General features: G+C 71.6%; 11 protein-coding genes and 1 pseudogene. 11 read left to right on the top strand and 1 reads right to left on the bottom strand.

What is annotated here, in order from left to right; translation table 11 throughout:
• Positions 1–23 precede the first annotated feature (23 nt).
• Complete coding sequence (locus ACZ44S_RS14195) at positions 24–2,450, top strand: [protein-PII] uridylyltransferase (RefSeq protein WP_466928544.1); 2,427 nt, start codon at positions 24–26, stop codon at positions 2,448–2,450.
• Between the two features lie 135 nt (positions 2,451–2,585).
• Positions 2,586–4,136, top strand: coding sequence for a signal recognition particle protein (gene ffh / locus ACZ44S_RS14190; RefSeq protein WP_466928351.1), 1,551 nt, complete (start codon positions 2,586–2,588; stop codon positions 4,134–4,136).
• Positions 4,137–4,205: 69 nt separating this feature from the next.
• Here the strand turns inward: ffh and ACZ44S_RS14185 are convergent, their stop codons facing one another.
• Positions 4,206–5,054 carry a methyltransferase domain-containing protein gene (locus ACZ44S_RS14185; RefSeq protein ID WP_466928350.1) on the bottom strand — a complete coding sequence of 283 codons (849 nt, stop codon included), beginning with the start codon at positions 5,052–5,054 and terminating at the stop codon, positions 4,206–4,208.
• Positions 5,055–5,689: 635 nt separating this feature from the next.
• Between ACZ44S_RS14185 and ACZ44S_RS14180 the strand changes: the two genes are divergently transcribed.
• The 9 genes and pseudogenes from ACZ44S_RS14180 to lepB (ACZ44S_RS14140) all read left to right on the top strand — a co-directional run bounded on the left by ACZ44S_RS14180 (position 5,690) and on the right by lepB (ACZ44S_RS14140) (position 11,993).
• A complete protein-coding gene (locus ACZ44S_RS14180; RefSeq protein ID WP_037933313.1) occupies positions 5,690–6,286 on the top strand; it encodes a hypothetical protein in 597 nt (198 codons plus the stop codon).
• 284 nt (positions 6,287–6,570) lie between these two features.
• On the top strand, positions 6,571–6,990 hold the full coding sequence (gene rpsP, locus ACZ44S_RS14175) for a 30S ribosomal protein S16 (protein ID WP_004982950.1): 420 nt from the start codon (positions 6,571–6,573) through the stop codon (positions 6,988–6,990).
• Between the two features lie 2 nt (positions 6,991–6,992).
• Positions 6,993–7,232: an RNA-binding protein gene (locus tag ACZ44S_RS14170; protein ID WP_003973401.1), complete on the top strand. Its 240-nt coding sequence runs from the start codon at positions 6,993–6,995 to the stop codon at positions 7,230–7,232.
• Between the two features lie 109 nt (positions 7,233–7,341).
• The gene (rimM, locus tag ACZ44S_RS14165) at positions 7,342–7,932 is read left to right on the top strand and encodes a ribosome maturation factor RimM (protein WP_466928348.1); all 591 of its coding nucleotides are present in this window, start codon (positions 7,342–7,344) and stop codon (positions 7,930–7,932) included.
• Positions 7,932–8,765 (top strand): tRNA (guanosine(37)-N1)-methyltransferase TrmD, encoded by an 834-nt coding sequence (trmD, locus tag ACZ44S_RS14160; RefSeq protein ID WP_466928542.1) that lies wholly within the window; start codon positions 7,932–7,934, stop codon positions 8,763–8,765. Before rimM ends, trmD begins: the two co-directional genes overlap by 1 nt.
• Before the next feature lie 130 nt (positions 8,766–8,895).
• Positions 8,896–9,246, top strand: a complete 351-nt coding sequence (gene rplS / locus ACZ44S_RS14155; RefSeq protein WP_190098062.1) for a 50S ribosomal protein L19 — start codon at positions 8,896–8,898, stop codon at positions 9,244–9,246.
• Positions 9,247–9,291: 45 nt separating this feature from the next.
• Positions 9,292–10,032 (top strand): signal peptidase I, encoded by a 741-nt coding sequence (gene lepB, locus ACZ44S_RS14150; protein ID WP_466928346.1) that lies wholly within the window; start codon positions 9,292–9,294, stop codon positions 10,030–10,032.
• A pseudogene (gene lepB, locus ACZ44S_RS14145) lies at positions 10,025–11,113 on the top strand (signal peptidase I); the annotation flags it as partial. The gene lepB (ACZ44S_RS14150) and the pseudogene lepB (ACZ44S_RS14145), both read left to right, overlap by 8 nt.
• A complete protein-coding gene (gene lepB, locus ACZ44S_RS14140) occupies positions 11,004–11,993 on the top strand; it encodes a signal peptidase I (RefSeq protein ID WP_466928344.1) in 990 nt (329 codons plus the stop codon). The pseudogene lepB (ACZ44S_RS14145) and the gene lepB (ACZ44S_RS14140), both read left to right, overlap by 110 nt.
• Positions 11,994–12,002: the final 9 nt, after the last annotated feature.

The raw sequence follows: 12,002 nt of genomic DNA, 5'->3' as shown, positions 1-12,002 counted from the left end.
GCCGCCGGGTGACGGGGACGGACATGCACAACGAGGCAGAGGACTCGGGACCCAGCGGCTACGCGGCGGCCCGGCTGCACCTTCTCAACGAGAAGGCGCGGTCCGGGCCGCCGCGCCGTGCCGCCCTGGCGGAGCTCACGGACCAGTGGCTCAGCGGGCTCTTCGCCGCCGGCAGCCAGGGGGCGCGCGGAGTGTCCCTGGTCGCCGTGGGCGGCTACGGGCGCGCGGAACTCTCCCCGCGCAGCGACCTCGACCTGCTCCTGCTGCACGACGGCGGGGACCCCGAGGCGGTCGCCGCACTCGCGGACCGCCTCTGGTACCCCGTCTGGGACCTGGGCCTCGCCCTCGACCACTCCGTCCGCACCCCGGCCGAGGCCCGCAGGACGGCGGGGGAGGACCTCAAGGTCCAGCTCGGACTGCTGGACGCCCGGCACATCGCCGGCGACCTCGGCCTCACCACCGCCCTGCGCACGGCGGTGCTCGCCGACTGGCGCAACCAGGCGCCCAAACGCCTCCCCGCGCTGCGGGAGCTGAGCGAGGAACGCGCCGAACGGCACGGCGAGCTGCAGTACCTCCTGGAACCCGACCTCAAGGAGGCCCGCGGCGGACTGCGCGACGTCACCGCCCTGCGCGCGGTGGCCGCGTCCTGGCTCGCCGACGCCCCGCGCGAGGGCCTCACCGACGCCCGCCGCCGGCTCCTCGACGTACGGGACGCCCTGCACCTGGCGACCGGTCGCGCCACCGACCGTCTGGCCCTCCAGGAGCAGGACCAGGTCGCGGCCGAGCTCGGCCTGCTCGACGCGGACGCGCTGCTGCGGCAGGTCTACGAGGCCGCGCGGGTCATCGCCTACGCCGGTGACGTGACCTGGCGCGAGGTGGGACGCGTCCTGCGCTCCCGCGCGGTGCGGCCCCGGTTGCGCGCCATGCTGGGCGGCGGAAAGCCGGCGTCCGAGCGCTCCCCGCTGGCCGAAGGGGTCGTGGAACACGACGGCGAGGTGGTACTCGCCCGCGCCGCACGCCCCGAACGCGACCCCGTGCTCCCCCTGCGCGCCGCGGCCGCCGCCGCACAGGCCGGGCTCCCGCTCTCCCTGCACGCCGTACGGCGCATGGCCACCAGCGCGCGCCCACTGCCCACGCCCTGGCCCGCCGAGGCACGGGAACAGCTCGTGACCCTGCTGGGATCGGGCCGGCCCACGGTGCAGGTCTGGGAGGCGCTGGAGGCGGAAGGCCTGGTCAACAGCCTGCTGCCGGACTGGGAACGGGTCCGCTGCCGCCCCCAGCGCAACGCCGTCCACCTGTGGACCGTGGACCGGCACCTCATCGAGACCGCCGTGCGCGCCTCCGAGTTCACCCGGCGCGTGCACCGGCCCGACCTGCTGCTGGTCGCCGCGCTGCTGCACGACATCGGCAAGGGCTGGCCCGGCGACCACTCGGTGGCCGGAGAGGTCATCGCCAAGGACGTGGCCGCTCGCATCGGCTTCGATCACCAGGACGTCACCGTGATCGCCGCCCTCGTACGCCATCACCTCCTGCTCGTCGAGACCGCCACCCGGCGTGACCTGGAGGACCCCGCCACGGTGCGCGCGGTGGCGGAGGCCGTCGGAACCCAGGGCACGCTCGAACTCCTGCACGCCCTCACCGAGGCGGACGCCCTCGCCACCGGTCCCGCCGCCTGGTCGTCCTGGCGCGCCTCGCTCGTCGCCGACCTGGTCAGACGGGTCTCCGCCGTGCTGTCCGGGGAGGTCCCGGCCGACCCCGCCGAGGCCGCGCCCACCGCGGAACACGAGCGGCTCGCGCTCGAGGCCGTCGCCACGGGCGCGCCCGTACTGTCCCTGCGGGCCCAGACCGCACCGCCCGCCGAGCCCTCCGGCGACCCCGAACCGCTGGGCGTGGAGCTGCTCATCGCCGTACCGGACCAGGCGGGCGTGCTGCCCGCGGTGGCCGGCGTGCTCGCCGTGCACCGGCTGACCGTGCGGACCGCCGAGCTGCGGGCCCTGGAGCTCCCCGACGGCGTCGACGGCTCCGTGCTGCTGCTGGACTGGCGGGTCGCCGCCGAGTACGGCTCCCTGCCCCAGGCCGCCCGGCTCCGCGCCGACCTCGTACGCGCCCTCGACGGCAGCCTCGACATCGCGAGCCGCCTCAGCGAACGCGACGCCGCGTATCCGAGGCGGCGGGGCGTGGTGGCACCCCCGCCCCGCGTGACGGTCGCCCCGGCCGCCTCCCGGCACGCCACGGTGATCGAGGTCCGTGCCCAGGACGCCCCCGGGCTGCTGTTCCGCATCGGCCGCGCACTGGAGGACGCGGCCGTACGGGTGCGCAGCGCCCACGCGAGCACCCTGGGCGCCAACGCCGTCGACGCCTTCTACGTCACCGGCGCCGAGGGCGCCCCGCTGCCCTCCGAGGAGGCCGTGGCGGTGGCCCGGAAGCTCGAGGAGATGCTCAGGGCGTGACCTCGGCATCGGAATCCGCGTTACCCGGATGCGCTCCCTGTCCGCTCTCCGCAGCGGGCAGGGACGATTTGCTTGCGCGTCCGGATACCCTGGAGGGCGACCCACACCACTGCCGACGCGAGGACCTACGCCGCCGTGTTCGATACTCTCTCCGACCGCTTGTCAGCCACTTTCAAATCCCTCCGGGGCAAGGGCAGGCTGTCCGAAGCGGACATCGACGCCACGGCGCGTGAGATCCGCATCGCCCTGCTGGAAGCGGACGTGGCCCTGCCGGTCGTCCGCACGTTCATCAAGAACGTCAAGGAGCGCGCCCTCGGCGCCGAGGTCTCCAAGGCGCTGAACCCCGCCCAGCAGGTCCTCAAGATCGTGAACGACGAGCTCGTCACGATCCTGGGCGGCGAGACCCGCCGGCTGCGCTTCGCCAAGCAGCCCCCCACCGTGATCATGCTGGCCGGTCTGCAGGGTGCCGGTAAGACCACCCTCGCGGGCAAGCTCGGCCGCTGGCTGAAGGAGCAGGGGCACTCGCCGGTGCTGGTCGCCGCCGACCTCCAGCGCCCCAACGCCGTCAACCAGCTGAGCGTCGTCGCCGAGCGCGCGGGCGTGGCCGTCTACGCTCCTGAGCCGGGCAACGGCGTGGGCGACCCGGTGAAGGTCGCCAAGGACTCCATCGAGTTCGCGCGGACCAAGGTGCACGACATCGTGATCGTCGACACCGCCGGCCGCCTGGGCATCGACCAGGAGATGATGCAGCAGGCCGCGGACATCCGGGACGCGGTCTCGCCCGACGAGATCCTCTTCGTCGTCGACGCGATGATCGGTCAGGACGCGGTCAACACCGCCGAGGCCTTCCGCGACGGCGTCGGCTTCGACGGCGTGGTGCTCTCCAAGCTCGACGGTGACGCGCGCGGCGGTGCGGCCCTGTCGATCCGGCAGATCACCGGCAAGCCGATCATGTTCGCCTCCAACGGCGAGAAGCTCGACGACTTCGACGCCTTCCACCCGGACCGGATGGCCTCCCGCATCCTCGACATGGGTGACCTGCTCACCCTGATCGAGCAGGCGGAGAAGACGTTCAGCCAGGAAGAGGCCGAGAAGATGGCCTCCAAGCTGGCGTCGAAGAAGGGCCAGGACTTCACCCTGGACGACTTCCTCGCCCAGATGGAGCAGGTCCGGAAGATGGGCAGCATCAGCAAGCTGCTCGGGATGCTGCCCGGCATGGGGCAGATCAAGGACCAGATCAACAACCTCGACGAGCGGGACGTCGACCGCACCGCCGCGATCATCAAGTCGATGACCCCGGCCGAGCGCCAGGAGCCGACGATCATCAACGGCTCGCGCCGTGCCCGTATCGCCAAGGGCTCCGGCGTCGAGGTCAGTGCGGTGAAGAACCTGGTCGAGCGGTTCTTCGAGGCGCGGAAGATGATGTCCCGCATGGCTCAGGGCGGCGGCATGCCGGGGATGCCCGGGATGCCGGGCATGGGCGGCGGTCCGGGCCGGCAGAAGAAGAAGCAGAAGCAGGCCAAGGGCAAGCAGCGCTCCGGCAACCCGATGAAGCGCAAGCAGCAGGAGCAGGAGGAGGCCGCGCGCCGCGCCGCCGCCGCGGAGGGCGGCAGCGCCTTCGGCCTGCCGCAGCAGGGCGGCAAGGACTTCGAGCTGCCCGACGAGTTCAAGAAGTTCATGAGCTGAGAGGGCTGAGGCCCTCGCCGGCGTGACACCGGGGCGTCCCTCCACGGAGGGGCGCCCCGGTGGCGTGTCTCAGGGGGTGCGTGCGACGAGGTACCGGAACACGTTGGGCATCCACACGGTTCCGTCCGGCCGCTGGTAGGGATGCACGGCTTCCGTCAGCTCCTTGTCGACCTGCACCTGGTCCGTTGCCCTGATCGCCGGGTCGAACAGCCCGGTCGACCTCAGGCCCCGCACCGCGCTGTCGGCGTCGGCGTAGCCGAACGGGCAGGCCACCCGCCCGGATCCGTCCGGCCGCAGTCCCGCCCGCTCGGCGACCTGTTCCAGGTCGTCGCGGTCGGCCGGGCGCCAGGTGGCCGCGCCGCGCAGCGGCTCCGCGAGTTTGGCGGCCACCCGCAGCACCGACGCGGTGGCGCACCGTTCCGGCGGGCCCCAGCCGGCCAGCACCACGGCCGCTCCGCGCCCCGCGAGCGGCACCGCCTCGGCGAGCAGCTCGCCCAGTCCCTCCGCGTCGCCCGCGAGACAGCCGATCGGTTCGAACGCGGTCACCACGGTGTACGCGTCCGCGCGGGCCGTGTCCGCCGGTGAGCCCTGCACGATCCTGGTACCGGTGCGCGCGTACGGTTCCCGCTCCTCGGGCAGCAGCCGTTCCCGCGCGAGGGCCAGCCGGTCGGCGGAGGTGTCGACACCGGTGATCGTGGCACCGCGCGAGGCCGCCATCAGCAGGGCCAGTCCGGAGCCGCAGCCGAGGCCGAGCAGCCGTGTGGCGGGACCGACGTCCAGTCGCTCGTAGACCGCCTCGTAGAGCGGTACGAGCATCCGCTCCTGGATCTCGGACCAGTCACGCGCGCGTGCACGCAGGTCCACCCGGGGGGCGGCCCCCGTGTGAGGCAGGTGCTGCCGCACGAGCGTAGGTGTCATAGGTAAGCGCCCCAATCAGCCGAGAGTTGCCGCAGTGCCCGATTCCCTGGCCCCCGTGCAGTGCGCCCGCACACCCCCCGTATGCCAGGAAACTCCGCCCTCGACGCGCCGTCCAGTGGAATGCGGCCGCGGCTTGGTAGTTGCTCGTGCCAGTGGCAAGAATTCACGTTCCGGTAATCCGGGGCCGTGCGGTCGGCCATGGTGAAGGCGTCCGGGGACCGGTTCCGGCCAGGGCGCGAGGGCCCCAGCCGTGGGGGTGGGGTGGTGCGAGCGGCGCGTGGGGGACGCGGTAACGTCAGGTCGTGGCGCCCGCGGTGAGCCGGTCGGGCCGTGTCACGCGAGAGCGGCCGAAACGCCTCTTGCGTACCTGGGGAGCTCACGTGCACCGGCGCACAGAGACCGCTTACACGCGGAAACGGGGGCGGCCCGTGAGGGCCTCCTATGAGGGTGGCGGTGGGAGACGGGTGGGCGTACGTCAGCCTACGCACCACCTTGAGGCGAGCTGCGAGGCTTCTCCGCAGATCAGCGCACCCGCCCTCGTCAGGACGCATCAGCGGCAAACTGACGGGTACGTGCAAATTATTTGGGATGCCCCGGAATCGGAACACAGAGGCATCCCGGCTCGTTGTCATTACGTGAGCACGACACAGACACCACCTGTTCTCGCCGCAGAGCTGGCACAGGCGTGGGCCGACATTCAGCGGTACCACCCCGAACTGCCCGATCTTGCCGCGCCCGAGTCCCTGATCGGGGAGTCCTCGTCCGCGTGCGGTCACGAGCTCTCCTTCGAACGACTGCTGCACGAGGCAGTCCACGGCGTCGCCGCAGCACGCGGCGTACGCGACACATCCCGCGCCGGCCGCTACCACAACCGCAGATTCCTCGCGATCGCCGAGGAGCTGGGCCTGGACCACCCCGAGGAGCCGCACCCCAGCAGCGGTTTCTCGCTGGTCACACTCACTCCCGAGGCGAAGCGGCGTTACCGTCCGACGACGGAACGCCTCCATCGCGCCCTGAAGGCCCACACCGCGGCGACCGCGGGCGACACCGCCCGCAGCTTCCGCGGGCCGGCCGCCCGGCACGGCTCCTCCGGGGGCGGGGTGCGCGTCAAGGCCGTCTGCGACTGCGGCCGCAACGTCCGCGTCGTCCCCTCGGTCCTGGCCCAGGCCCCCATCGTCTGCGGCGGCTGCGGCAAGCCCTTCCGGATCCCGGAAGTGGCGGCAGCGAGCTGACGACCCGGCACCTCGTGGGTGCCGGGTCGGCTCGGCCGCCGCGTCCGGGCCGTGCACCCGCCGTGGTTCCACCGCAACGCCGGGTGCCGTTCAGCCGTGCCCGCTTCCGGACGCCCCGCGGCATCCGCGCCCCGTGGGGTGTGGCAGAATGGTCAGCTGTACTCGACAGCCGCACAGGACCCCTCTCTCCTCCGGCTGACGCGTCCATCGGGCACTCGGGTACCGCAACCCCACGCGGCGTCTCGCCGTGCCCAACCACGTCAAATCCAGGAGAACCCACTCCCGTGGCAGTCAAGATCAAGCTGAAGCGTCTGGGCAAGATCCGTTCGCCTCACTACCGCATCGTCGTCGCCGACTCCCGTACCCGCCGTGACGGCCGGGCCATCGAGGAGATCGGCAAATACCACCCGACGTACAACCCGTCGGTGATCGAGGTCGACGCCGAGCGCGTGGCGTACTGGCTCGGTGTCGGCGCCCAGCCGACCGAGCCCGTGCTCGCCATCCTGAAGAAGACCGGCGACTGGCAGAAGTTCAAGGGCGAGCCCGCTCCCGCCCCGCTGCTGCAGCAGGCCGAGAAGTCCGCCCGTCCGTCGTTCGAGGCGCTCGGCGGCGACGACGAGGGCAAGGGTGAGGCCATCACCCAGAAGAAGAAGGCTGAGAAGAAGGACGAGGCCGCCGCCGAGTCCGCGTCGACCGAGGCCTGAGCATGCTCGAGGAGGCTCTCGAGCACCTCGTGAAGGGCATCGTCGACAATCCCGACGATGTGCAGGTCGCCTCGCGCAACCTGCGGCGCGGGCGTGTGCTCGAGGTCCGGGTCCACCCGGACGACCTCGGCAAGGTGATCGGCCGCAACGGCCGCACCGCACGCGCTCTGCGCACCGTCGTGGGCGCCATCGGCGGCCGCGGTGTCCGTGTCGACCTCGTCGACGTGGACCACGTCCGCTGACGCCAAACGCAGCACCGGCTCGGGCCGGGGAGGGCCTCTTGGCCGTCCCCGGCCCGCAGTCGTAGGAGCCGGCAGCGGCTCGCCGCAGTCCGACAGGAGATCAAGCACAGTGCAGCTGGTAGTCGCTCGCATCGGCCGCGCCCACGGCATCAAGGGCGAGGTCACCGTCGAGGTCCGCACCGACGAACCGGAGCTCAGGCTCGGGCCCGGTGCCGTCCTGACCACCGACCCCGCATCCGTCGGTCCGCTCACCATCGAGACCGGCCGTGTGCACAGCGGCCGCCTCCTGCTGCGCTTCGAGGGCGTGCGCGACCGCAACGCCGCCGAGGCGTTGCGCAACACCCTCCTCATCGCCGACGTCGACCCGGACGAGCGGCCCGAGGACGAGGACGAGTACTACGACCACCAGCTGATCGACCTCGACGTGGTGACCGTCGACGGCACGGCGGTCGGCCGGATCTCCGAGATCTCGCACCTGCCCACCCAGGACCTCTTCGTGGTCGAGCGCCCCGACGGCACCGAGGTGTACGTGCCGTTCGTCGAGGAGATCGTCACCGAGATCGACCTGGAGGAGCAGCGCGCGGTCATCGACCCGCCGCCCGGACTGATCGACGACCGTGCCGAGATCGCCTCCGCCCGCGACGATGTCGCTGATGGACACAGTGCCTCCGCCCGGGACGCCGGCGAGGAAGAGGCGTGATGCGGCTCGACGTCGTCACGATCTTCCCCGAGTACCTGGAACCGCTGAACGTCTCCCTCGTGGGCAAGGCACGCGCGCGCGGACAGCTCGACGTCCACGTCCACGACCTGCGCGCCTGGACCTACGACCGGCACAACACCGTCGACGACACCCCGTACGGGGGCGGTCCCGGCATGGTCATGAAGACCGAGCCGTGGGGAGACGCGCTCGACTCGGTCCTGGCGGACGGCTACGAGGCCGGCTCCCGCGAACCGGCCCTGATCGTCCCCACCCCCAGCGGCCGCCCCTTCACCCAGGAACTGGCGGTCCACCTCAGCGAGCGCCCCTGGCTGATCTTCACCCCGGCACGCTACGAGGGCATCGACCGCCGTGTCGTCGACGAGTACGCCACCCGGATGCCCGTGTACGAGGTCTCCATCGGCGACTACGTCCTGGCCGGCGGTGAAGCGGCCGTCCTCGTCGTCACCGAGGCCGTGGCACGTCTGCTCCCCGGCGTTCTCGGCAACGCCGAATCGCACCGCGACGACTCCTTCGCGCCCGGCGCCATGGCCAATCTGCTGGAGGGCCCCGTGCACACCAAGCCCCCGCTGTGGCGCGGCCGGGGCGTGCCGGACGTGCTGCTCAGCGGCCACCACGGGAAGATCGCCCGCTGGCGGCGCGACGAGGCGCTGCGCCGGACCACGGCCCACCGGCCCGACCTCATCGAGCGCTGCGATCCCAAGGCCTTCGACAAGAAGGACCGCGAGATGCTGTCCATCCTGGGCTGGGAGCCGGACCCCGACGGCGAGCGGTACGGCCGATTTTGGCGCAGGACCGACGGCGTGGAAGAATAGGCCGCTGTTGTGCGCCGTCAGGCGTGCGCCCCTGCCGCAGGGGGACACGACGCCCGCCCGCATCGCACCTCTGGTCCGAAACTCTAGTTGCCGTTGATGACCTGCGGCATCAGCGAAGAAAGCAGACGAAATGTCTCACCTGCTCGACTCCGTCGACTCCGCGTCGCTGCGCAGCGACGTCCCGGCGTTCCGCCCCGGCGACACCGTCAACGTCCACGTGCGCGTCATCGAGGGCAACCGCTCCCGTGTGCAGCAGTTCAAGGGCGTGGTGATCCGCCGCCAGGGTGCCGGCGTCCGCGAGACCTTCACGGTCCGCAAGGTCTCCTTCTCCGTCGGCGTCGAGCGCACCTTCCCGGTGCACACCCCGATCGTGGAGAAGATCGAGCTCGTCACCAAGGGTGACGTCCGCCGCGCCAAGCTGTACTACCTGCGCGAGCTGCGCGGCAAGGCGGCGAAGATCAAGGAGAAGCGCGAGAACTGAGCGCTTTACCGGCGTCACATCGCGGCCGGATAGCATCTGGCCCCGATGGACACCGAAGCACAGCCGACGGAGCGCGACCGCGCCTTCCCCCCGGCCGGACCCGAGGACACCTCGGGGACGGCGGGGCCGGAAGGGCGGTCGCGCTCCGCGTTGGTGCCGCGTATCACGCGTTCGCTGCCCGGCGGGCGCATTACCCTGGCCCTGCTGCTCTGTCTGCTGTTCCTGCTGGCCGTCAACACCCTCGTGGCGCGGCCGTTCGAGATTCCCAGTGGATCGATGGAAAGCGGATTGAGGGCCGGGGACCGGGTTCTCGTAAGTAAGTTGGCGTACCGCTTCGGCGACGGGCCGGACCGCGGCGACGTGATTGTGTTCGACGGCACCGGGTATTTCGGTGACGCCGACTACATCAAACGGGTCGTCGGGGTGGGCGGGGATCACGTGGTCTGCTGTGACGGTGAGGGGAGGATCCGGGTGAACGGCCGTTCGGTCGACGAGTCGGGCTTCCTGTTCCCCGGAGACAGCCCCTCCACGGTGCCGTTCGACGTCGTCGTGCCCGACGGGAGGCTGTTCGTCCTCGGTGACCACCGCAGCAACTCCAGCGACTCCCGGGACCGCCTCGGCTCGCCCGGCGGCGGCATGGTCCCGGTGGACGAGGTGATCGGCCGCGCCGACGGGATCGTATGGCCGTTCGATCGCGCCACCCGGCTGCAGCGGCCCGACGCCTACGCGCGCGTGCCCGACAGGGAGGCGGACGCGGCCCGCCCGGCAGGGGGCGGCCATGGGTAATCGCGGCAAGCCCCGCGGCCTCCCGGAGAGCCCCACGGAGAACCTGCTGCCCACCGGTTCCCGGCGCACCGCCGTCCCCGGCTCGGGGCGTACCCGGGCCGAGCGGCGCAAACTCCAGCGCAAGGTCAAGCGGCGCCGCAGGCGCAGCGCGGTCAAGGAGATACCCCTCCTCATCGGTGTGGCCGTCCTGATCGCGCTGGTGCTCAAGACGTTCCTCGTCCAGGCCTTCGTCATCCCGTCCGGTTCCATGGAGCAGACGATCCAGATCGGCGACCGGGTGCTGGTCGACAAGCTCACCCCGTGGTTCGGCTCCAAGCCGCAGCGCGGCGACGTCGTCGTGTTCAAGGACCCCGGCGGCTGGCTCAAGGACGAACGGACCGTCCCCAAGAACGAGGACCCCGTCGGGATCAAGCAGATCAAGGAAGGGCTCACCTTCATCGGACTGCTGCCGTCCGAGAACGAGAAGGACCTCATCAAGCGGGTCGTCGGCGTCGGCGGCGACCGGGTCCAGTGCTGCGACAAGCAGGGCCGGGTCACCGTCAACGGCGTACCGCTGAACGAGGACTACCTCTACCCCGGCAACGTCCCCTCCAAGACGCCCTTCGACGTCACGGTGCCCGAGGGGCGGCTGTGGGTGATGGGCGACCACCGGGCCAACTCGGCCGACTCCCGCTTCCACCAGGACACCGACTACGGGGGCACCGTCTCCGAGGACGAGGTGGTGGGCCGGGCCATGGTCATCGCCTGGCCGCTCGCCCACTGGAGCACGCTGGAAGAACCCACCACCTACGCATCCGTGTCGGACTCCACGCCCGGTTCGACCGCTGCCGCCCCGCTGTCGCATAGGGTTGCCCCGGACGATCCCAACGGAATCGTCCGGCTCCCGACCCCTGCGGAACTCCCGCTCGTTATGGGAGTGGTGGGCCTGCGCCGGGCATGGCGCGGGCGGCGGCAGAGAGTGAGGAGTTGGCGTGGGGGATGCGGCGGTTGGCGCACGGTCCGGACGCGAGGGCGAGGAGCACCGCGGACGTCCCGCGGAAGCGAGCCGTCCGGCGGCGGACGACACCGTGTTCCTCGGGAAACCCTCCTCAGCGGGTGGCGGCGACGGCCCCGGGGACGAGCAGCCCCCCACGGAGCAGGGAGGGTCGGGCGACGGCTCCCCCCGGCCGAAGCAGCCCCGCTCCTTCTGGAAGGAGCTGCCCATCCTGATCGGCATCGCGCTGGTGCTGGCGCTGCTGATCAAGACCTTCCTGGTGCAGGCGTTCTCCATCCCGTCCGACTCGATGCAGAACACCCTCCAGCAGGGTGACCGGGTCCTGGTCGACAAGCTCACCCCGTGGTTCGGCTCCGAGCCCGAGCGCGGTGAGGTGGTCGTCTTCCACGACCCCGACAACTGGCTGGCGGGCGAGCCCACCCCCGACCCCAACCCCCTGCAGAAGGTCCTCAGCTGGATCGGTCTGATGCCCTCCGCGGAGGAGAAGGACCTGATCAAGCGGGTCGTCGGCGTCGGCGGTGACACCATCGAGTGCAAGGGCACCGGCCCGCTCAAGGTCAACGGCAAGGCGCTCAACGAGCCGTACGTGTACCCGGGCAACACCCCGTGCAGCCAGGACGACCAGGGCGGCCAGTTCAAGGTGAAGGTCCCCGAGGACCACATCTGGGTCATGGGCGACCACCGCCAGAACTCCCGGGACTCGCGCTACAACCAGGCCGACAAGAACGACGGCTTCGTCCCTGTGGACAAGGTCGTCGGCCGCGCCATCGTCATCGCCTGGCCGATCAACCGCTGGACCAACCTGCCGGTCCCGGACACCTTCGACCAGCCCGGCCTGGACGCCTCGTCGCCGTCCGCCGCGGCCCTGTCGGCCGCGCCGCAGGGACTCGCGCTCGCGGGAGCGGTGCCGCTGGTGCTCCTGCGGCGCCGGCGGCACGGCGGCGGAGCGGGCCGCCAGGAGGGCTGACCGCGTCCG

Source organism: Streptomyces malachitofuscus (genome assembly GCF_055571035.1).
The sequence above is the reverse complement of the archived record's forward strand: the minus strand, read 5'-3'. Positions and strand labels throughout refer to the sequence as shown.